This is a genomic window from Corynebacterium sp. sy039, assembly GCF_007904105.1.
Classification (GTDB): domain Bacteria; phylum Actinomycetota; class Actinomycetes; order Mycobacteriales; family Mycobacteriaceae; genus Corynebacterium.
Genome location: NZ_CP042325.1, coordinates 630022 through 651512, shown reverse-complemented (window position 1 = coordinate 651512; position 21491 = coordinate 630022). Strand labels below are relative to the sequence as shown.

At 46.7% G+C, this 21491-nt stretch carries 20 protein-coding genes and 1 tRNA gene; 7 read left to right on the top strand and 14 right to left on the bottom strand.

Annotation, left to right across the window (positions count from 1 at the left end; all coding sequences use genetic code 11):
* Nucleotides 1-72: 72 nt before the first annotated feature.
* Entirely contained in the window at nt 73-1020 is a 948-nt protein-coding gene (locus tag FQV43_RS02905; RefSeq protein ID WP_246846943.1) for a putative nucleotidyltransferase substrate binding domain-containing protein, read from the top strand.
* 144 nt (nt 1021-1164) lie between these two features.
* Nucleotides 1165-1842, top strand: coding sequence for a TetR/AcrR family transcriptional regulator (locus tag FQV43_RS02900; protein ID WP_146338767.1), 678 nt, complete (start codon nt 1165-1167; stop codon nt 1840-1842).
* 18 nt (nt 1843-1860) lie between these two features.
* Here FQV43_RS02900 and FQV43_RS02895 read toward each other — a convergent pair whose 3' ends face one another.
* The 4 genes from FQV43_RS02895 to FQV43_RS02880 all read right to left on the bottom strand — a co-directional run bounded on the left by FQV43_RS02895 (nt 1861) and on the right by FQV43_RS02880 (nt 6772).
* Entirely contained in the window at nt 1861-2682 is an 822-nt protein-coding gene (locus tag FQV43_RS02895) for a CoA ester lyase (RefSeq protein WP_144274291.1), read from the bottom strand.
* A 126-nt stretch (nt 2683-2808) separates the two neighbouring features.
* Complete coding sequence (gene purH / locus FQV43_RS02890; RefSeq protein WP_144274289.1) at nt 2809-4377, bottom strand: bifunctional phosphoribosylaminoimidazolecarboxamide formyltransferase/IMP cyclohydrolase; 1569 nt, start codon at nt 4375-4377, stop codon at nt 2809-2811.
* On the bottom strand, nt 4374-5009 hold the full coding sequence (gene purN, locus FQV43_RS02885) for a phosphoribosylglycinamide formyltransferase (RefSeq protein ID WP_146338763.1): 636 nt from the start codon (nt 5007-5009) through the stop codon (nt 4374-4376). The genes purH and purN overlap by 4 nt, the downstream gene beginning before the upstream one ends.
* Before the next feature lie 32 nt (nt 5010-5041).
* A complete protein-coding gene (locus tag FQV43_RS02880) occupies nt 5042-6772 on the bottom strand; it encodes a DUF6350 family protein (RefSeq protein WP_146338759.1) in 1731 nt (576 codons plus the stop codon).
* A 420-nt stretch (nt 6773-7192) separates the two neighbouring features.
* Between FQV43_RS02880 and FQV43_RS02875 the strand changes: the two genes are divergently transcribed.
* Nucleotides 7193-7921, top strand: a complete 729-nt coding sequence (locus FQV43_RS02875; protein WP_146338756.1) for a M23 family metallopeptidase — start codon at nt 7193-7195, stop codon at nt 7919-7921.
* Between the two features lie 78 nt (nt 7922-7999).
* Here FQV43_RS02875 and pcrA read toward each other — a convergent pair whose 3' ends face one another.
* A complete protein-coding gene (gene pcrA, locus FQV43_RS02870; RefSeq protein ID WP_146338754.1) occupies nt 8000-10432 on the bottom strand; it encodes a DNA helicase PcrA in 2433 nt (810 codons plus the stop codon).
* 144 nt (nt 10433-10576) lie between these two features.
* Between pcrA and FQV43_RS02865 the strand changes: the two genes are divergently transcribed.
* Nucleotides 10577-10882 carry a chorismate mutase gene (locus FQV43_RS02865; protein WP_144274279.1) on the top strand — a complete coding sequence of 102 codons (306 nt, stop codon included), beginning with the start codon at nt 10577-10579 and terminating at the stop codon, nt 10880-10882.
* A 61-nt stretch (nt 10883-10943) separates the two neighbouring features.
* Nucleotides 10944-12596, top strand: coding sequence for a glucose-6-phosphate isomerase (pgi, locus tag FQV43_RS02860; protein ID WP_144274277.1), 1653 nt, complete (start codon nt 10944-10946; stop codon nt 12594-12596).
* Between the two features lie 127 nt (nt 12597-12723).
* On the opposite strand, the gene FQV43_RS02855 is transcribed toward pgi, so the two are convergent.
* On the bottom strand, nt 12724-13521 hold the full coding sequence (locus tag FQV43_RS02855; protein WP_144274275.1) for an SDR family oxidoreductase: 798 nt from the start codon (nt 13519-13521) through the stop codon (nt 12724-12726).
* 86 nt (nt 13522-13607) lie between these two features.
* A complete protein-coding gene (locus FQV43_RS02850) occupies nt 13608-14306 on the bottom strand; it encodes a hemolysin III family protein (RefSeq protein WP_146338751.1) in 699 nt (232 codons plus the stop codon).
* Between the two features lie 207 nt (nt 14307-14513).
* Between FQV43_RS02850 and FQV43_RS02845 the strand changes: the two genes are divergently transcribed.
* Both FQV43_RS02845 and FQV43_RS02840 read left to right on the top strand, forming a co-directional pair.
* A complete protein-coding gene (locus FQV43_RS02845; protein WP_146338749.1) occupies nt 14514-15806 on the top strand; it encodes a dicarboxylate/amino acid:cation symporter in 1293 nt (430 codons plus the stop codon).
* Nucleotides 15799-16368: a DNA-3-methyladenine glycosylase gene (locus FQV43_RS02840; RefSeq protein WP_146338746.1), complete on the top strand. Its 570-nt coding sequence runs from the start codon at nt 15799-15801 to the stop codon at nt 16366-16368. Before FQV43_RS02845 ends, FQV43_RS02840 begins: the two co-directional genes overlap by 8 nt.
* Here the strand turns inward: FQV43_RS02840 and FQV43_RS02835 are convergent.
* From FQV43_RS02835 to FQV43_RS02805, 7 genes are all read right to left on the bottom strand, one after another.
* Nucleotides 16365-17435 carry a hypothetical protein gene (locus FQV43_RS02835; protein ID WP_146338744.1) on the bottom strand — a complete coding sequence of 357 codons (1071 nt, stop codon included), beginning with the start codon at nt 17433-17435 and terminating at the stop codon, nt 16365-16367. The genes FQV43_RS02840 and FQV43_RS02835 overlap by 4 nt on opposite strands.
* Nucleotides 17436-17740: 305 nt before the next feature.
* Complete coding sequence (locus tag FQV43_RS02830) at nt 17741-18160, bottom strand: hypothetical protein (RefSeq protein ID WP_168195027.1); 420 nt, start codon at nt 18158-18160, stop codon at nt 17741-17743.
* A 218-nt stretch (nt 18161-18378) separates the two neighbouring features.
* Nucleotides 18379-19626 (bottom strand): endonuclease/exonuclease/phosphatase family protein, encoded by a 1248-nt coding sequence (locus FQV43_RS02825; protein WP_146338738.1) that lies wholly within the window; start codon nt 19624-19626, stop codon nt 18379-18381.
* 149 nt (nt 19627-19775) lie between these two features.
* Nucleotides 19776-20036 (bottom strand): hypothetical protein, encoded by a 261-nt coding sequence (locus tag FQV43_RS02820; protein ID WP_146338735.1) that lies wholly within the window; start codon nt 20034-20036, stop codon nt 19776-19778.
* Between the two features lie 54 nt (nt 20037-20090).
* A complete protein-coding gene (locus FQV43_RS02815) occupies nt 20091-21044 on the bottom strand; it encodes a hypothetical protein (protein ID WP_146338733.1) in 954 nt (317 codons plus the stop codon).
* The gene (locus FQV43_RS02810) at nt 21013-21237 is read right to left on the bottom strand and encodes a hypothetical protein (protein ID WP_168195026.1); all 225 of its coding nucleotides are present in this window, start codon (nt 21235-21237) and stop codon (nt 21013-21015) included. The genes FQV43_RS02815 and FQV43_RS02810 overlap by 32 nt, the downstream gene beginning before the upstream one ends.
* Nucleotides 21238-21337: 100 nt before the next feature.
* Nucleotides 21338-21421, bottom strand: a tRNA-Leu gene (locus tag FQV43_RS02805).
* Between the last annotated feature and the right edge of the window lie 70 nt (nt 21422-21491).

Sequence of the window (21491 nt, the reverse complement as noted above, 5' to 3'; positions counted from 1 at the left end):
GCGCTTATTCTGCAAAGGAATAGGCGCTGTATATTTTTGTAGATCTTCACTTACCTCGCAGAAAGCAATATCGTGTTACACCCTTCATTGCTCGAATTAGCTACACAAGCCCCCTTGTGCAATGACATACCCACCGTTCGTGGTGTTCTAGCAGAGTCACAAGAACTGATGCGTAATGCCATTGAACATGGCGAAGCCCCCCAAGAACTCACTCAGTGGTTTTCTTCACTTATCAAGGATATTTTCCGTTCACCAGCAATTCGTAATCTCAGCAATAACGGTGATAGCAAAGCAAATATCTTATTCACTGGTGCCATAAGCAGAGGCGACGCACTGCCCTCTTCTGAGATTATCTGGCTCAATGTGGCCCAAGAAACTAATGGCACACAGGCAAATAAGCAAAAGCAACTGCGTTCTTTACTCAAAGAAGCTGAGCTACAGGTTGGCTCTCTTAAAAAGACAAAAGGCGCAACGGAATTCTTATCCCAGCAACAATGGGAAAACTATATCGAGAAGAATAAAAACAATATCCAGGCTCACGAATTAGCTTATTATTGCGATGCTGGTGATTGGTTACTACAACACGCACAGCAACATATCGACCCACGTATTCTCCTCGTTGATGCTATTTCTCAGCGCCCACCAGCCTTGAGCAAAACGCTTACGGGTCTTCCTGACAAAGATACTTATATTGATATTCGCAAGGATCTACTCCACGTCATCATTGCGCTTGCACGTTGGGCAGGAATGGCCGCGCAAAGCCCACATACTGCAACACTTAATCGTATTGATGATGCAAGAGCAGCCGGAGTGCTCTCTGACCTGCAATCTGATTATCTTCGTGAAGCATGGCACGCAGGTTTGCAATTGCAAATGAACCGCTGGGCTAACAGAGTGCATAACAATGCCACTACTCCTGAGGCATTATCAGCCATTCAACGCAGTACCTTTGGTGCTGCATCTCGCTTGGTAGCTGATGTTGCTCGGTCACTTGCTCATGAGCATAACATTGAAATCTGACTCAGGAATCGAACACAGAAATCTGAATCATTTTACAACTGTCCTTAGATAAAATAACGTGGTTATTCTGTATAACACTTTGTATAATCAGCCATACCGCGTGTATCCGTACTCAATCAAACAGAAAAGAGGTGCCAGAAACCTATGGCGGGAGCAGTAGGTCGTCCTCGAAAGAAAAGCCCTCGACGTCGTGGTAATACCGCACGTGAAGAGATATTGGATGCATCAGCAGAACTATTTACTACCCAAGGTTTCGCGAGCACTTCCACCCATCAAATCGCTGATGCTGTCGGCATTCGCCAGGCATCACTCTACTATCATTTTCCATCAAAGACTGAGATTTTCCTCACTCTGCTTAATTCCACAGTCTTGCCTTCCACAGAACTAGCTGAGTGGCTCGGAGAAGCAGAAGCAAATGCACCACTGCGATTATGGGCTCTCACAGCAGCTGAATCTAGGCTGTTGCTTTCTACTCGGTGGAACGTCGGTAGGCTCTATCAACTCCCAGTTGCTGCCTCGCCTGAGTTTGCGGACTACCATGCTTTGCGCGCACAGTTGCAGCAGATTTTCCGTGATCTAGCAGTTGAGATCGTCGGTGATGAGGATCCGCGGGTAGATTTGCCTTTCCACATCGCCCTTTCAGTAATTGAAATGCGCAATAACGATGGCACCATCCCAGAACAGCTTTTAGAAGACTCGCTACCTGATACTTCCATCATGCTTGCCGACGCTGTTCTCAATGTTTTGGGAGCACCACTGCCAGAAAACCGTGTATCGCGCACTCTTGATCTCATTGCGCAAATGGCAGAAAAACAACAATAGCAGCAGCATAGTATCTGTTTATTGCATGCGGCTGAGCAGTATATGCGCCTGTTTAATCAATGGCGCATCAACCATTTCTCCATCAAGCTGAAATGCGCCAGGATGCTGCTTCGATTCAGCTACTACGCGTTGTGCCCATGCTACCCGTTCTGGTGACGGGGCAAATGCCTTACGCACAATAGGTACTTGACGTGGATGAATGCACGGAAATGCATTGAATCCGCTTCGTGCTGAATCGAGAGCTTCACGATAGAGTCCCTCATCATCAGAAAAGTCTTGATAAACCGCGTCAAGAGCAAATTTATCGTAAGCTGCTGCATACATAAGCGTCTGCACCCTAGCATATGTCATCGTGTCACGGTACATACCAGTGTGTGATTCATCATTTTTATACCTCGAATGCAGTCCACCAAGTTCAATGGTGAGATCATCAGCACCCCAATATAAACCAATCACACGAGGATCTGCCGCAATAGTGCCAATGTTGAGAATTGCTTGGGGCGTCTCAATAATAGGGACGATCTCTAGCCCCTCGCCTAGCGTCTCTGGAAGTGCTTCACGAATTTTTGGCACAATAATTTTTGTGTACCGCGTAGTGCGCACAAAATCGAGATCATCTTTGTGATTGTCGTCTTGAGGACCAACAATACGGATGAACGTACGCTCAGGATCTAATTGTGCGTCACGGATATTTTGATAGGCACGCGGACGATCAATATCACCAGCACCATCTTCAAGATCAAGAATCACTACGTCAGCACGCTCTGCGGCTTTGGGGATAATATCAGCACGATTAGCAGGAGCGAATAAAAAAGCTACACCAGGTACATATCTACTCATACCCTCTAACTCTAGTGAGGTCGTCGGCAGCTTCGCTTGGTTTTCTGTGAAAATAAAACACTCCCCAACGTCGAGAGTTATACTATGCGCTCTCAAATTTGGGGAGTGTCTGTTTTTTCTTAGGAATTAGTGTGCAAAGTGGCGTGACCCAGTGAGATACATGGTGATACCAGCGGCATTAGCTGCCTCAATAACCTCAGCATCACGAATAGATCCACCTGGCTGCACCACTGCCGTTACTCCTGCGTCGGCAAGCACTTGGAAACCATCAGCAAATGGGAAGAAAGCATCAGAAGCGGCAACGGCTCCGTTAGCGCGTTCTGCGTCTCCTGCTAGGGAATTAGCGCGCTCCACAGCAAGTTTAGCCGCATCAACACGATTAACCTGCCCCATACCAACGCCAACAGTTGCCCCATCTTTGGCTAACAAAATGGCATTAGACTTCACCGCACGCACTGCACGCCATGCAAACTCTAGTTCGCGCAGTAGCGCCTCATCTGCAGGCTCCCCAGCTGCAAGAGTCCACTGATCTGGTGCGTCACCCGGCGCGTCGATAAGATCACGCTGCTGCACCAGGACACCACCGGAAATTTCCCGCCGTTCGACACCAATTTTTTCTGGCTGTGGTGCTTGTAGGATGCGGATATTTTTCTTCTGGGACAACACGTCAATTGCACCTTGCTCATAAGAAGGAGCAACAATAACCTCAGTAAAAATCTCTGCTACTTGCTGTGCCATCTCCACGGTGACTTCACGATTAGCAGCAATAACGCCACCAAAAGCAGAAACTGGATCACAAGCGTGCGCATTGCGATGTGCCGCAGCAATAGACTCATCCGAGATAGCGATACCACAAGGATTAGCATGCTTAATGATTGCTACACACGGTTGCTCATGGTCCCAAGCAGCACGCCAAGCAGCATCGGAATCAGTGTAATTGTTATACGACATCTCTTTACCGTGGAATTGTTTAGCGCCAGCTAAACCAGTGCCATCACTGTATAGTGCTGCACTTTGGTGAGGGTTTTCCCCATAACGCAGTTGATGAGCGCGCTTATAAGAACTACCAATCCATTCCGGATATTCTTCATTAGTTGTGTCTACCTGGCTGCTCATCCATGTTGCCACTGCAACATCATAGGATGCTGTGTGTCGATATGCCTCTACCGCAAGCATACGACGTTGCTCCAGAGTAAAACCACCATGAGTTAATGCTTCTTGCACCAGATCATAACGAGCTGGATCCACAACCACACCAACAGATGGGTGATTCTTTGCAGCCGCACGCACCATAGATGGGCCACCAATATCTATTTGCTCAACACAAGCGTCAAAATCTGCACCTGAGGCAACAGTTTCTGTAAAAGGATAAAGATTGACTACAACGAGCTCAAATGGCGATACCCCAAGTTCTTCTAGTTGGGCTAGGTGCTCGCTTTTACGAGTGTCTGCCAAAATACCAGCGTGTACTCGCGGATGTAGTGTTTTTACTCGTCCTTCGAGGCATTCAGGAAAACCAGTCAGCTCTTCTACTCGAGTTACTGCAATGCCTAGTTCCGCAATTTTGGCAGCAGTGGATCCGGTAGAAACGATTTCTACCCCTGCTTTATCCAAGGCTTGTGCTAAATCAGCCAAACCTGTTTTGTCATATACGCTCACCAAAGCGCGTTTGATTGCTCTCATGCCATCACTCATACGTGAAACGACACCTCTTCTATCTCATTCTCTGCACCCATGACCACGACTGCAGAGTTTAATACTGACACAATGAGTCTACGCTCTACTTGTTTAATTCGCTCATGGAGTGTGTGCTCGTCCTCACCAGCAACGATATTCACTGCTTCTTGCGCGATAATTTCACCCGTATCTACCCCATCATCAACAAAATGCACTGTAGAACCGGTCACTTTTACGCCATACGCCAAGGCATCTCTTACCGCATGAGCACCTGGGAATGCCGGCAAAAGAGCGGGGTGAGTATTGATAATGCGGCCACCAAACTGCGCAAGAAAGTTTGCTCCCAGGATTTTCATAAAACCTGCACAGACAACCAAGACAGGATCAAAAGCTGCTACGACAGCAGCAAGTTCACTATTCCATTCTTCCCTATCAGCCCCGTGTGCTAATGCTACGCAGGCTGTAGGGATACTAGCGTCTTTAGCCCTGGTGAGCGCGGTACAAGGAACATCACTAACAACACCAACTATGCGATATGTTCCTTGGGGTTGAGCGTCGATAAGCGCTTGCAGAAGTGTGCCAGATCCTGAGGCGAGTACCACTATCGGTATTTTGTGCTCATTCTGGGAGGTTTTTTCAGTGCTCGTCACTCTGTGTATTGTAACTTGTTGATTGGCTAAGGTCACTTTTGTGATTCTGGTGTCTGCTCTACCGGTGTTTGTTCAGGTAAAGCCTCCGCGTGCTTTTCGACGTCCTGCTCATGTTCATGGGCAGCAATCGCCTCAGCGTTCTCAGCGTTCTCAGTGTTCTCAGTATTGTCAGTTTCTGCTGTTTCCTCTGTGTTCTCTATTTCCTTAGCAAGATCATTTTCGGTATCTGTTGTATCTGCTCTATCTTCAGCATCTATTGCAGACGTGGCACTGTCGTCATTAGCATCATTGACATCGCTGCCGTCGCTATCGTTGCTGCCATCATTGACATCATTGCCATCATTGTCGCCACCAGATATATCATCGTCCACACTCTGAGCTATATCTTCTGTGTCTTCTCTATCTGTTATATCTGTAGCTGCTACACCTGGTTCCACCTCCTCATCCTGAGTACCAGGCTCATCGTGTATATCAGAAACGCTGTGACGACTTCTCACAAACCGTATGGTCGCTGCGATCAAAGCAATAACGCCTATCCACAGGGTTACTAATCCTGTACTCAGCCATAAACGAGGACCAACGAATTCATAGACACCTAGTTGTCCGCTAGCAAGATAACTGAATATGAGGAAATTAAACGCACTAAAAATAATGATGAATCCAGCTTGCCTAAAGTTAGGGATATTTTTATAAATACTCATTATTGAGGCAAAGAAAGGAATAACCATGAGTGCTACTGCCCAATCCGGAATGGCAGCAGGGATAGCACTAAGGAGAGGCAGTGGTGGAAGCGGAACTAAATTAAGTCCGAATAACGACAAGGTTGCCTGCCCAAATACTACTTCGGAACCACACAACACAGCCATTGTTGCAATAAGTACATTGGGTAAATAAAGAATACTGATACCAATTGCAGCAATTTTTCCAGGTGCTGTGGGATACAATGCGAGCGTGTCACCAACCGAGGCATAATGCGCCCCAAGGCTGATCGCATACACAATTGCCGCAGCAAGACACAAACGAAGCAGCACTTTTACAGCGAGAACAAATGCATCAACAATTTCTTCAGGTAAACCGAACCGACGCATCAGAGCACGCCAGAGCCTCGTGCCCATGCCCCATGTCATAGCAATGAAATGTACAAGAACAGTACGAAGCACTACCAGCAATACTGGTGGACTACTCAGATCATAGACCGCAGCGGCGTCGAAAAGCATGGCACACGCAGTTAAAGTTATCAGTAACGGAATACCGAAAACACATAGAGTGAGCACACCAAGATCTGCGATACTTACTCGGTCTTTCACAATGCGATGCACCGCACGCGAGACTGCCCACATCAGCGCCAAAGTCGGCAACAAAGGCAGATATTCAATCATTTGTCCACGGCCAACAACCGGTCCGGCATTGACTACCAACCAAAATTGAGCGACTGTACTAGGGAAAGCACTCATCGAAGTCGAAGTAGCCAACAGAGCAATTGTGGTAAAGATAATTGCCCCAAGAACAACGCTGAGGCTGGGCACCATAATAATCGGAAAGAAACCACGCACTCGTGATAAGAATGTGGGATCAACCTGAACCTGTTTCGGCTGAGTATTACGAAAATCAAAAGAACGAACCCTACCACTTGGACGGGTGGAGGAAATCTTCTGCGCTTTCTTATTACCGCGACCGCCAAGACTACTAACAGTTGGTTTACTTTCGCTACGCGGACGACGCACCGGCTCAGAGTATTGTCGTGCAGAAGATTTCTTGCTCATGCCTTCAACTGTGCCACGCATTCAGAGATGACGGTCGATTACACGACGGCAACCATGGGGGAGAAACTTAAGAAAACTTACCTCCACACACTTTTAGCAACTTTAGATAACAATTATTAACAAAAGTTAAAATACACTACACTTGATGGGGGTTTGATGTGGAAAATTTTTTCTAAGCATTGTCCAAGCTCATTGATGTTTTTAACAAAAAGATAAAAAGAAATTTGTTTTTTCAACAAGAAGAGCTTGCCCAATAAGTTAGAAAGCGCTATCGTTACATCTCGAACGATAACAAGTTGGTTACAATATGATTAACCTTCGTAATCTCTTGCTGAATCGGGCTTTTGAGACTCAGCATTTCGGCTTATACGAAGCAATAAATCACATTGCCATATGCTACTAGAAGGAAAGTGAAGTTTTATGCAGTCTGCACAACGGACTACTGGCGGAAAACACCGCAAACAAAACACCTCTAGCCTCAAAAATCGTATTTCCCTTATGACTTTGGTAGCCAGTGCTCTTTCTATTTCTGGTGCTACTGGCGCGGCGATTGCACAATCTCACACTAAAACTACAGACAAAGATGCGAAAATCGCTCTTGCTGCTCACGAAGGAGAGGTTGTTGCCGAGGAAGAAACTTCACCACAGATCCTCTCTATTGCCGAGTTTAAGCCAAACACCAACTTAAGCAACCAGCTCACCAAAGCAGTACAGTACAGTGAAGAACGAGCTGTAATTGATGAACTAATCCGCATTCCAAAAGTCACCATCGCTAAACCTGCTGATGGTATCCTCACTACCCTCTTTGAGTTCCGTTGGGGTGCTTTCCACACTGGCATTGATATTGCTAATGCCTCCGGCACACCTATCTACGCAGTCATGGATGGTACTGTTATTGATTCCGGTCCAGCTTCTGGTTATGGTCAGTGGATTCGTATTCGCCACGATGATGGTTCCATCTCTGTATATGGCCATATGGAAACTCTCGACGTCTCCGTAGGCGAGCGCGTAGTTGCTGGACAGCAAATCGCTGGCATGGGCAGCCTTGGATTCTCTACTGGACCACATTTGCACTTTGAGATCCACCCTGATGGATCCACCCCAGCAGATCCTATTGCATGGTTAGAGGAACACGGCGTTTCTTTCTAAACCTTTTCATACAAAAAGGAGCAGTACAGTTGTACTGCTCCTTTTGCGTTATCACACGCATTTCTTCAATGTATGGACTCAGAGTTTTTCCATTGGCACATTACCAATGAGCATGAGACGCACCACTCCTGAGGAACCAAAATCAATTGTTGCTGACATATACTGCCCCATACCATCAACGGCAGTCACCGTGCCCAACCCGTATTTCTCATGATTAACGCGATCTCCCACCACCACATGCAACTGGCTTGTTTTAGTAGTGCGCGCAGTATTCGGTCTATGCGATCTCATATTTCCATACGACCCATACGTATTCTGCGTTCGTGGCGTGTTTGGTTGACCATATGACTCATACCAACCACTACGCATTCCGTCTGGTTCTGTTCTACGCCACTCTAAAAGATCACCAGGTATCTCATCAAGGAAACGAGATTGCGGATTCATTTGAGCATTTCCCCAAGAACTACGCATAATCGCACGAGACAGATATAACTTCCGACGCGCACGTGTTATACCTACATAAGCTAAACGACGCTCCTCTGCCAGTTCTTTTGGATCCCCTAAGGCACGCATATGCGGGAATTGTCCGTCTTCCCAACCTATTAAAAAGACAATCGGAAACTCCAGACCTTTAGCTGTGTGCAGAGTCATTAGTGTCACAACATCTTGTTGCTCATCAGGAAGTTGATCGCTATCAGCAACCAATGACACTTTCTCTAGAAATGCCTGCAAACTGCCAGGAACAGCCTGAGCCTCAGATATATCTGCAATACTTTCCTGCTCAACATATGCCAATTGATTAGCAGCTTCTGCACAAAACTCTCTTGCAACAGACACAAGTTCGTTGAGATTATCTAGACGAGCTGCATCTTGTGGATCATTCGATTGCTCTAGTTCGCTCTTATAGCCGGTACTGTCGAGAATATCGGAAACCATAGCAGCGATATCAGGAAGCTGTGTAAGTTCATGTAGATTCTCTGTAGCTCGTTGCTGTATCCCAGTGAGTAATTCCACAAAACCACTTATTGCCCGAACCGCACGAGTACCTAGCAATGAGACTTTATCAGCGCAGGCATCCAGCAGAGCCTGATAAAGACTGATGCGATTATTCTGCGCATGAAGGCTCAGTAAAGCAAGGGCTTTATCACCGATGCCGCGTCGTGGAGTATTGATAATTCTACGCAGTGATACTTCATCTTCGGGATTATCAATGAGGCGCAGATAGGCAACTATATCCCGAATTTCTTTACGCTCATAAAAGCGAGTCCCACCAACAACCTTATAAGGAATACCAGAACGAATAAATATCTCTTCAATTGCACGTGAAGAATTATTCGTACGATACATGATCGCTATGTCATTATAATTTGTGCCGTGATCAGACAAGTGATCTATTTCAGTGGCTATGAAACGTGCCTCATCATGTTCATTATCGGCAACATAGCCAATGATCTTCTCACCAGATCCTGCCTCAGTCCAAAGATTTTTCTTTCTACGCTGACTATTTCTCGCAATCACTGCATTTGCAGCGCTAAGGATATTTTGGGTGGAACGATAATTCTGTTCCAACACAATAGTCTGAGCACTAGGGAAATCCCGCTCGAATTCTTCGATATTACGGATCGTAGCGCCACGAAAGGCATAAATAGACTGATCAGAATCACCAACGACACACAGATGGCTTGCCTGTTCCCCTTCCCCTACCAAGGTACGCAATAGGACATACTGAGCATGATTTGTATCTTGATATTCGTCTACTAAAACATGGCGGAAACGACGTCGGTAGTATGCAGCCACATCTGGATTATTCTGCAGAATTGACACAGTTATGGCAATGAGATCATCAAAATCTACAGCATTAGCATCAGCTAAACGACGTTGATACTGCTCATATACTTGCACCACCATGGCTTCATAAGAACCCGCACCTGTCGTTACTTCTGCCTGTGCTTGAGCAACACTGATGAGATCATTTTTATACTTGGATATTCCCGCTGCAAGCATTCGAGGCGGATACTTTTTGACATCTATGTCAAGATCTTTGGCAATCATTCCCAGCAGACGCTTGGAATCATCAGAATCATAGATAGTAAAATTACTGTTTAGCTGTGGAATCAGTCCTGCTTGCTCCCTAAGAATACGCACACACGTTGAATGGAAGGTAGCCACCCACATACGTTGAGCGATCGGTCCAACAAGAGACTCTACGCGTTCCTTCATCTCCGCAGCAGCCTTATTAGTGAAGGTAATAGCAAGAATCTGACCTGGATGTGCCACTCCTGTATGCATTAAATAGGCAATCCGCCTCGTAAGCACAGCTGTTTTCCCGGAACCAGCACCTGCGACGATAAGCAAAGCTCCACCGTGATATGTCACCGCTTGCTTCTGCTGTTCATTGAGCCCGTCGAGAAGCTCCTCAGCAGAACTTGCTAAGCCCTGAGTGGGTAAGCCCTGATGTGTATGGTCAGTAGTTCTTGCCTGAAAAGGATTATTGTTTACGTATTCATTCATCGTTTCTAACCTACAACGTCTTAGCGACATAGGGGGTTCTTCACCCTACCCCTACCGAATTTTTCGCCTTTTCTTCAAGAAAGTACAGTGCAAAAACCTTGCACGGCTTTAACAATTCCTCTTGCACATGGCACAATAATGAGTATGTCTACTGCTGATAGTTCATCTGAAAAACTCATGCCTACAGGCGTTGATGATGCACTTTCCGATGCGGAAATACAAAAATATCGCTTAGAGATCGATCGCCTCGACCGAGAAATCCTCAGCGCAGTAAAACGACGCGCAGAAATATCACAATTGATTGGCAAAACACGCTTAGGTTCTGGTGGCACAAAACTCGTCCACACTCGCGAAGTAGCAATCATCAACCAATTCCGAGCAGAAATCGGTGAAGAAGGACCAGCTTTAGCACAGTTACTACTGCGCATGGGACGTGGCAAACTCGGCTAATTAACGCTAGCTTGGAAGAAGATAATACAAACCTTTGCTCAACCCCCTCAAGGAGCATCACATGAGCACTGACATCACTTCTCTACCCCAGTGGCACAGACTCACCGATCATTACACTGACATAAAAAATACAACTCTATCTGCGCTTTTCGACGCTGATGCTCAGCGTACACAAAACTTTAGCTATGAAGCAGCCGGTCTTTATATTGATCTGTCTAAAAATCTCATCAACGAGACGACTATTGCATTACTCATTGAGTTAGCCGAGGCAAGAGGATTATCTCAAAAAATCGCTGATATGTTTGCTGGAAAACATATCAACAATACTGAAGATCGCGCAGTGCTCCATACCGCCTTGCGCCTGCCCAAAGATGCTGAGTTGGTCGTCGATAAGCAAAACGTTGTCGCTGATGTGCACGAAGTGCTAGAGAAAATGCGTAACTTTGCCACTGCGCTTAGAACTGGCACTTGGCGCGGTTTCACAGGTCAGCGCATTGATACAGTAGTCAACATTGGCATCGGAGGTTCCGACCTGGGGCCTGCTATGGCCACGCGAGCACTACGCAGTTATGCCACGGCAGGCATTAAGGCACATTTTGTCTCCAACGTCGACCCTGCAGACATCAGTGCAGTGCTTGAGCAATGTAATCCTGAATCTACTGTGTTTATTGTTTCTTCTAAAACCTTTACAACTCAAGAAACACTGGCAAATGCTCATGCTGCTAAGCGTTGGCTGATCAAGAAACTAGGAGATGAGGCGGCTGTAGCAAAGCATTTTGTTGCTGTGTCTACCAACACCGAAAAAGTAGCAGATTTCGGTATTGATACTGCTAATATGTTTGGTTTTTGGAACTGGGTCGGTGGACGCTATTCCATGGATTCCGCTATTGGTTTATCCCTCATGGCAGTCATTGGTCCACAAGATTTTATGCGCCTGCTCGATGGTTTTCATGACATGGATGAGCATTTCGCTCACACAGAACTTGCGCATAATGTTCCTGTACTTATGGGACTATTGGGAGTCTGGTACAACAACTTCTATGGTGCGCAAAGCCACGCAGTGCTGCCCTACAGCCAAGACCTTGGTCGATTCCCTGCCTATTTGCAGCAACTAACTATGGAGTCCAACGGTAAGTCTGTGCATCGTGATGGAACGACAGTAACGCTACAAACAGGAGAGATATTCTGGGGTGAGCCTGGCACAAATGGTCAGCATGCTTTTTTCCAGCTCCTACACCAAGGGACAAAACTTATTCCAGCAGACTTCATCGGTTTCGCCCGCCCACAACAAGACATCCCCACAGCAACAGGCGATGGCAGTATGCATGATTTGCTGATGAGCAATTTTTTTGCACAAACAAAGGTACTTGCCTTTGGTAAGACCGCAGCAGCAATTACTGCTGATGGCGTAGATCCCGCATTAGTACCACACAAGGTCATGCCAGGTAACCGCCCTACCACTACCATTTTGGCACCAGAACTGAATCCTTATGCTCTGGGAACGTTAATTGCTCTATATGAGCATATTGTGTTCGTCGAGGGCGCAATATGGGATATCAATTCCTTTGACCAATGGGGGGTCGAACTCGGAAAACAACAAGCCAATGATTTAGCAGCTGCTGTAAGCGGAAAAGAAAAAGCACAATCTGGCGATAGTTCTACTGATGCGCTTATTGGATGGTATCGAAAACATCGTGATGAGCAGACCAACTAAGCACAAGCTAGCTACATGATAGAACAAGCCCCTATAGGAGAACCCCAAACACCGGGGTTAACTATAGGGGCGCTTTGTGAGCGATACGTGATGTTGAAGCACTTTTAGGCACTTCAACTAATGGATGTTATGGGCGCACCGGACGGTCTGTAGTGAGCTTTGCGTTGATAAAGCGTGTAAGCCAAGCAGGAGAAAAATGAGAGAAGGCATACATCACTTTTGTTTGCAGACCTACTGGCTGATGTACCTTAGCGATCTTACCGCGTTCGCTTTGTACCATGTCAGCGACAGCTTGTGCAATATCATCTGGTCCTAGACGCACACCCATCTTTTTAGTACCACTGGTAGATACTCCATCGAGCATTCCTGTGTTTACGTAGAGGGGCCACAGTGATGATACTGTGATGCCGTCCTGTTCCCACTCAAGATTAAGCGCTTCAGTAATACCGCGTACCGCAAATTTTGTTGCAGAATAAACTGCCATATCAGGGGTACCATAGATAGCTGATGCAGATGCAAGGTTTACCAGCTTGGCATCATGTGCTGCTTTAAGATACGGATATGCTGCACGTGAACCGTTGAGCACTCCTTTGACATTGACATTCACTAAGAACTCATCACGCTCGTAGGAACCTTCTTCCATAAAAGGTCCCGCATAAAGGACACCAGCGTTATTAACAACGACTTTAATTTCGCCACCGGTATGACCAGCAAAGTCTTTGAGTGCTTCTTCCCATGACTGTGGATCAGTCACGTCCAAATGCCCTGAATAGATTTTTCCTGAGCCAAGATCTTCGGTTTCGATCCACCCAAAATCATCAACTATGTCATATACGCCTACTGTCCAACCACGTCGAGCCAACTCTAGTGCTGTTGAACGTCCAATTCCGCGGGCAGCGCCCGAAATAAATACTGTTGAAGCCATATACCTATATTAGAACTTCTACTTAGTCTTCAGAAAGCATTTTCTCATCTTTTTCTTGCATAGCCCCTATCAAGGGGTTAAAAATCTTATGGAACCACCACAAACCACATAGCTATCAGGTGCAAAATAGCTGCTACAACTGTAGCGGTATGAAAATGCTCATGAAAACCATAATGACGCGCTTGCCTACCTGGCCAACGAAAACCATACATCACCGCCCCAAGCGAATAGACAATTCCACCAGCGAGAATCAGCCAGACCACCGCTGCACCGGCCTTGACCCATAGCTGGGACATCAACGGCACAATCAACCATCCCAAAACCAAGTACACCACTACATCTAACCAGCGTGGGTGATTGATCCATACAAGGTTGAGCACAACACCTAGCACTGCTCCAACCCATACAGTACCGAGCAACCATATTGTTTGTTGCCGCGACAAAATTATCAGACTCAATGGCGTGTAGGTGGCAGCAATAAACACAGCGATCATGGCATGATCTGCCCTACGCCACCATTGCACGGTTTTCTTATGACGCCACGGTCCTAGGTGATAGGCAGCAGAAACACCAAATAGCGCACATAGTCCCACCGCATATACGCATACTCCCATAGCTTGCCACCACGGCAGCGTCATCCAGGCATAGGTAGAAAGAACGGTACCAGACACAAGACTTAGTACCGCACCGATAAAGTGCACTTTGCCACGCCCGCTTGGTCTTGGACCACGATTCCACACATAGCGGGTTCGCGCAATGAGGTCTTCGTGTTGCTGTTGGGTCATAACAATCCAGCTTAGTCCAGGAAGATAATACAGAAAAGATAGACAGCCCTGTCTATACAAAATATACCAGTCTGTTAATTTGCTCACATTATTCGTCGAATAGCCCCTCACGCGGCATAAAATCATCACTTATGCGTTGAACCATGACGAGCATGAATATGATTCATCAAGCATATGGAAGAACAAGCAAACTAGAAAAGGAAATACATGACTACACCCCACCCCACCCGTAAACGCACCACATGGATAAGCAACTTCGGTGTTCAAGTCATTATCGGCCTGATTGTCGGTCTTGTACTCGGCTTTATTGCCCGAAAGAATAATAAAAATAATGACTGGCTCACCAATGCACTCGAAGCAATCGGCGACACTTATGTGCAGCTACTTAAATTACTCATTCCGCTCCTTGTCTTCACCGCCGTTGTCACTTCCATCGCTAATTTGCGTAAAGTAACCAATGCAGCACGACTAGCAGTCTCGACGCTCATGTGGTTTGCTATTACGGCATTCTTCTCTGTAGTGGCTGGCATTATCGTCGCCCTGCTCATAAAACCAGGAGAAAATACCACAATCGACCCGAGTAATGCCGCCGATCCTTCCAAGGTAGGAAGTTGGTTCGGATTTTTAGAATCCATAGTGCCAGTAAACTTTCTCGGGTTAAGCGCTAGCGCTACCGATTCTGGGGCAATCAACATAAATTTCAATGTGCTACAAATCCTCATTCTTTCTTTAGCAATTGGCATTGCCGCAATCCAAAGCGGTAAGGCAGCCGAGCCTTTCTTTGCTTTTAACGAATCTTTGCTAGCCATCATTCAGAAAGTTTTATGGTGGATCATCCGTCTCGCCCCCGTTGGCACAGCTGCACTCATTGCTCACGCAATCGCTAGCTATGGTTGGGAAGCACTTGGTTCACTAGGTAAATTTGTTATCGCTGTTTATCTTGGTTTAGCGCTGGTACTCGGCATTATTTACCCAGCTGTACTACGTTTTGCACGTATCCCAGTCATTGGATTCTATCGACGCATCGCTCCGGTCACGTCGCTTGGCTTTGTTACTCGATCTTCCATGGGCGTAATGCCAGTAACACAGCGAGTATCTGAACAAGCTCTTGGTGTTCCTCGCGAATATGCGTCTTTCGCCATTCCACTAGGTGCAACAACAAAAATGGATGGTTGTGCTGCTGTTTACCCTGCTGTGGCCGCTATTTTCGTTTCACAATTCTATGGTGTATCACTCGACTTCACAGATTATTTGTTGATTATCTTCGTCTCAGTAATTGGTTCCGCTGCCACAGCAGGCACCACTGGTGCCACTGTTATGCTTACTTTGACACTTTCTACACTTGGTTTGCCATTAGCAGGTGTAGGCTTATTACTTGCCGTTGAACCTATCATCGATATGGGACGTACCGCAGTCAACGTCACCGGTCAGGCTTTAGTAGCAGCTGTAGTGTCTAAACGCGCAGGTATTCTCAACGAACAAGTATGGAACCATGATTAATTTTTCAGAACCAGCTGATGTAGTAGCGCCACAGCTTTTAGGCTGCGTACTGCATCATGCCGGTGTTTCTATTCGATTAACTGAAATAGAAGCCTATCTGGGAACTGAGGATGCTGCCTCACATACGTACCGCGGACCAACACCACGTAATCGTGCAATGTTTTCTACTGGTGGCTGCATGTACGTCTACGTCTCTTATGGTATCCACCGAGCAGGAAATATTGTCTGCGCACCTCAAGGAGTAGGACAAGGCTGTCTCCTACGTGCAGGTGAAATAGTCGAAGGGGTTGAACTGGCACGTCAACGCCGTGGCAACTCTATCCCCTTTGCACGTCTGGCACAAGGGCCAGGAAATCTCGGCTCAGCTCTAGGACTTGATCTTATTCATAATGGCGCATCCATACATGGTCCGGATTTTATTTTGACGCCCAGAACCCAACAACCACACTGGGTTCGTGGACCTCGAATCGGCATTTCTAAAAATACTGAAGCCCCTCTGCGCTTTTGGATACCAGGAGACAAAACCGTTAGCTCACCGCGCAGCGCACCAGCTCACATCTAGCCGCATGGAGTTAAGTATTCTGCTTGATTACTCAGAACACGAGCATAAGAACCAGGATAATTCTGCTGAGCAGAGCATACGGCACTCTTGTCAGAACCGTAATCATAGTAAATGGGAATGATATACCCACCATCATATCCAGCATCACTAAGAGAACGCCCCTGCGAATCATCTTTCCAAGCTCGCAATGAAGGACACGCTCCTGGTTTTGCTGTTTTCGCCCCAGGATATGCACTCAAACGCTCTTGAACAGTTTGAGCTTCATATGGCGTCGACTCAGCGAAAATAACATTATCGACGATAAGAATATAGTGACCATCACATTGTGGTTGTTCATACGCAGCCAAACTACTCACCCCAGCAGAATTAGATCCTGCAGAAGGGGCTGCATTGTTTATCACATCACCTGCATCGCACGTCACAACATCTGCTAATAATTCTCCCGGAATACCCATGCTGATCAGCTGCTGCTTATCCCAACATGACCTTGCCAAGCCCATACCACTTGTTGTTCCGGCAGAACGAACATACTCCCATTCGGTTCCCGTCCAATGCTGTAACCCCCGACCAGAATCAGAGGCATAAAGACCAGTCTTCGCCCATTGTCCATCACAAAATGAAACAACCGTATCACCAGATTCACCATGTGATATTGAATCACCATGCTGAAAAATAAGATTGCCGCCATCTTCTACTTTGTTCAGCGCATTGCAATCGCCATAACCTACTGCTGGTTCTACTGCTACTACATCAAGTTCTTCTTTTGCGTTCGACGTCGGCTGTGCACTTTCCTGTGCAGAAGTAGCATATGTAGAACTAACAGATGTAACAGAACTTTTCTCTACTGATTTTTCACTCGTACCATTGCTCACCGTAAACTGCGCAGCAGAATCAGCGGTGTGATTAGTCGACCTACCACTTAAAAAGAACCAGCCGATAGCGATAAGAGCAAGGAGAACAATAAACACAACAACCAGAACAATAAATTTTTTTCCTTTGCCAGAATTGCCGGGTCTAGCATTATTGTGCGGTGCTGACTGCGGGGTATCCCAAATGCTATTGTTCATCTGCTCTCTACCTTTTCCTGCTCTCTTTCCTGTGTTCCTGGAAAAAATTTTCACTACGACTGTTATGTCGTCGATAAGCGTTATTTATTACACACTCACCGAATGATGAAGTATCAATGATGACAATAGGTGCCAAAGAAATGCACACTAACGAATGGCTTCTGAAAGCATAAAGAACTAAAGAACCAATATCAGACGAAACAAAAAGGCAGACCTGCTTATTTACTGTTACATCTCATGCACAGATCATACTTAAACTCAGGTACTTTGTTGAATTCACTGGATCACTGGCAAGTATGAAGAGGTCACAGCACTTTAGCTCTACTCCACCATCGATGACGTTGTTGCAGAGAGCTGACCTGTCGAGAAATTAATTCCCATCCAATGAGTTCACGTACTACTCTGCATCGCGAGCGTCTCGGAACAGCAAGAGCAGCATCAGCAGCCTGTTGAACCAAGGTTTCCTCAACACCAAGAGCTTCAGCGAGCCATACTAAGCCTTCTGCACATTGAAATCGATTGTAAGTTATCTTGGCGGAGCGATTGGATTTTTGTCTTGTAAAAGCTCCTTGTCCACAAGTAACTTGAGACTTATACCAATCCACCAGATGCTCACGTTGCGATGTCCAATATCGTCCACGTTGCTGCGGATCCGCAGCTTCCATGGCATCAGAGATTGGCAGGTGTTCCGGCAAACGTTTCATAATACGTGCGAAATCAAGCACATCCCAATCCATATACTCTGATTCTTTACTGGCACACATAATTTCAATCTAGCAAGAAAAAACTAACTAGCTCTGCAAGAGCAAAACATAAGCATGATTTTGAGAAAAGCGTTTATTTTCCGAAATAATTCCACCCCGTCATGATAAGGCTCTTTTCCGATGAATTTTATTGTAGTTTTATATAAAATTCCTACCCTATCGTACGGGCTAATAAATGCTTAAGGCTCTATCTCAAGCACAACCATGCGGTGATCGCTACTGGTCTTAGGATCCATCAGCTCACCCAAAGGCTGGTCGCTCTTTGGCCACACAACGTGTGAACCCTTCACGTTCAGACCGCGAGAAGGTAATACATAATCAACACGCAAATTACCCGGCGTTGGGTCAGAAAAATCGGCAGTGTCATTTTCTGCAGGGTTACTGTGTGTATCGTTGCCTGGTTGCCTTGCCGCCTCCACTGCACCTTCCGAAGTTGGTTTCGGATCTACCACACGCTCCTGCCCCAGCAATTGCTTCACGCCTGTGAAACCTGCGCCACCATCACGCGGGTCAGAGTTTTGGTCGCCGAAGACAATGAATTCCGCATCTGGTGCTAAACCACCGCGTTGCCCCTGGTCATCAACGATCCATTCTGCCTCTTTGCCGCCATGAATGTAATCGGCAGTGAGGCGAATTTCATCGGAATTGCGGCGCCCATTGCGTTTTTCGGGTCCATCGAAAGACGGCGGTGTGGGGTGGGAAATAAGAAGGTGAATCTCTTTGTTTCCAATTTCTACTGGCAAATCCCAGTGTGACTTACTGGATAAACGCAGCTTGTCAGCATTGGCACCATAATAATCCGCGGGCATGAGATTATTTGGCATGTCTTTCCATAGAAGTTTCTGGAAACTTCTTAGAGCATCCGTTTTTAGTGGGTATTTCGAGAGTACGGCTATGCCGTATTGGCCAGGAAACTCACCATATCCCCATGCGTCGTTTGCCTCATGTAAAACGCCGTTATTGTCTAGATCAAGCCCTGAATCCACACCGGTATTCACTTCGGCGCTGAATGAGTACTTGTAGGCGTTATCTAGATAATTCTCCTGGAACAATTTCAGTGCTTTACCCTCCGGGTCATAGTCAAATTCGTTAATGACAAGCACATCTGGGTTCTCGCTCTTGATGATTGTGGCAATAACGCCTGCCTGCTCATTATTAGGTGTGGAGAGATCTTCAATAAGCTTGCCCTCCGCCTTGCGATTTAGGCTGGCATTATAGGTTGCAAACTTGATGGATTCCTTTTCCTGTTTTTCTTTCTGCCCTTCGTTTTCTTCTTCGTTTTTATCATGTGCCACTGTGCTTGCCGACGCCTGTGCTGATTCTTTGTTGCCTTGTTTCTCTGTACTGTTCTCATCGGTGGAACATGCGACGAGAGCGCAGGTTAATGCTGCTGTACTGAGGAGGGAGATGATTGTTCTTTTGTTCATGTTTTCATGCTAATGCGCGCAGGTGAACATGAAGGGAACGCTGTATAAACACGGGATATAAACTCTGTTGCTTGAAATTCCGTGCGTGATGGTGTTCTTGAAAGAATATGCCGGTGCGCTGCTGGGACTCGAGCCCAGCCACCTACCAACTAGGCAGCGTCAGTAGAGGCAACTGATTGTTCCTCACTACGAGGGATATAGCCAAACTCTTCCAACTCAAAACGAAGCATAATACCCGGCTCATTATCCTCTAACCACTTATCAACAGCAGCTTGACGCTCTTCACGAGACTTACCACGAACCCCAAGCCGCCGCATCAAAACAGGAACATTCGTAGGAGGCTTATCATCACGAGCAAAAGACATATCATCCCACAACCGCTCAAGAAACACCTCATGCGCCGTTGTCATAAGACACCTCCACATTTATCATCGGCAACTCGCCAGGCTCAACAGAAACAACTTTTATAGTAGCACCGGCGGCACCAAAAACTCCTGCTGCATAACTAATTCTTCATCATCACTACCATTCGTCGGCATCCAGATACCAGGGGTACCTTTCTTCGCCTCCACACGCAGCAACGCACCCGCCTTGCCGTACGTGGTGAACTCATTTGTAGCAACTTCACGAGAAGAAGTGATAGGAGTAAAACGCTCCTGTTCATCTTCCCAGCCAGGAAGATTATCTAGATCATCAGTGCCAAAAGTCGTATGCCAGTTACGAACACCACGCCACATCAACACATCCGACTGCAACGGAGTCTGATGAGCAGAGCGGATCAAATCCTGAGCCACAGAAACAGCCTCAGAATCAGAACTCTTATCCTCCACAACATCCTGCACTTCCTCATAAAAACGATCCATCCCCTGCCACCGCTCCACAGCCGCACGAACCGAATCATCAACCAAACGATACACACGCCGATTCAACGGATTATCCGAACCCGTAAACTCACGCCGAGTATTCAACGCCAACCCAAAATCACGCAACGTCCGACTACCAGAGACACGCCACACATCCCTCAACTCACGATTAATCCGCGGCAACTGCTCATCATCAGCCACCTCAATCCCCACACACCGACAATTATCGTGATACCCACCCAACTGGCCAAACACCGTCTCAGAAGAATACACACCACCACGAGACGCCAACATCAAACAAAAATCACACGCCCCAGGCTCAGGAACACGCGCATACCAAGTACCAGCACGCGCCACCCCCAACTCAACCGTACGACGCGCAGGAGCAACCACCAAACGATTCACCACACCCTGCAACTTCCGCAACGCCACAGCCACCTGCACCCCATCACCGGTATCATCAACACGCATCCCCCACCTATACGACGCCACCGCCTGCTCATACCCCACAGGATCAGCAACCTCAGGATACGCCAAGTTTAGACAACTCATCATCAAGAGAACGCTGCAAAAACAAATAATCCGCCGCGGCATACGCAGCCTGCTCACCATAAGCAGCAACAATGGCAGCAAAAGGCTCCTCGAGAATACGTTTCCGCTCTAGAAAACCCGTCCCCTCAGTCGCTTTCCACCACGCCAACAAATCACGCTGCGCCAACAGCTCTATCCCATTAAGCGTCATGGACACACGCTAGCTGATACTTTTATTTGGTCCTGACCATAATTCTTCCGTACGCACAAAAATGTGGATACCTTACATCTGTGCGTAAGATATCCACATTTTCTTGTGGGCGAAGGGGGACTTGAACCCCCACGTCCTTAAAGGACACTGGCACCTGAAGCCAGCGCGTCTGCCATTCCGCCACTCGCCCTTTAGTTCATCTTCCTATTTTCATTAGAAAGTTTAGAAAGATTAAGTTCATGGAAAACTCTATACTTCTG

Coding starts and splice junctions, on each gene's coding strand:
- FQV43_RS02895 (WP_144274291.1), bottom strand. CDS start 2,682: ATGAGTAGATATGTACCTGGTGTAGCTTTTTTATTCGCTCCTGCTAAT.
- pgi (WP_144274277.1), top strand. CDS start 10,944: ATGAGCACTGACATCACTTCTCTACCCCAGTGGCACAGACTCACCGAT.
- FQV43_RS02880 (WP_146338759.1), bottom strand. CDS start 6,772: ATGAGCAAGAAATCTTCTGCACGACAATACTCTGAGCCGGTGCGTCGT.
- purH (WP_144274289.1), bottom strand. CDS start 4,377: ATGAGTGATGGCATGAGAGCAATCAAACGCGCTTTGGTGAGCGTATAT.
- FQV43_RS02875 (WP_146338756.1), top strand. CDS start 7,193: ATGCAGTCTGCACAACGGACTACTGGCGGAAAACACCGCAAACAAAAC.
- FQV43_RS02825 (WP_146338738.1), bottom strand. CDS start 19,626: ATGAACAAAAGAACAATCATCTCCCTCCTCAGTACAGCAGCATTAACC.
- FQV43_RS02840 (WP_146338746.1), top strand. CDS start 15,799: ATGATTAATTTTTCAGAACCAGCTGATGTAGTAGCGCCACAGCTTTTA.
- FQV43_RS02850 (WP_146338751.1), bottom strand. CDS start 14,306: ATGACCCAACAGCAACACGAAGACCTCATTGCGCGAACCCGCTATGTG.
- pcrA (WP_146338754.1), bottom strand. CDS start 10,432: ATGAATGAATACGTAAACAATAATCCTTTTCAGGCAAGAACTACTGAC.
- FQV43_RS02835 (WP_146338744.1), bottom strand. CDS start 17,435: ATGAACAATAGCATTTGGGATACCCCGCAGTCAGCACCGCACAATAAT.
- FQV43_RS02865 (WP_144274279.1), top strand. CDS start 10,577: ATGTCTACTGCTGATAGTTCATCTGAAAAACTCATGCCTACAGGCGTT.
- FQV43_RS02845 (WP_146338749.1), top strand. CDS start 14,514: ATGACTACACCCCACCCCACCCGTAAACGCACCACATGGATAAGCAAC.
- FQV43_RS02900 (WP_146338767.1), top strand. CDS start 1,165: ATGGCGGGAGCAGTAGGTCGTCCTCGAAAGAAAAGCCCTCGACGTCGT.
- FQV43_RS02815 (WP_146338733.1), bottom strand. CDS start 21,044: ATGATGAGTTGTCTAAACTTGGCGTATCCTGAGGTTGCTGATCCTGTG.
- FQV43_RS02855 (WP_144274275.1), bottom strand. CDS start 13,521: ATGGCTTCAACAGTATTTATTTCGGGCGCTGCCCGCGGAATTGGACGT.
- FQV43_RS02820 (WP_146338735.1), bottom strand. CDS start 20,036: ATGACAACGGCGCATGAGGTGTTTCTTGAGCGGTTGTGGGATGATATG.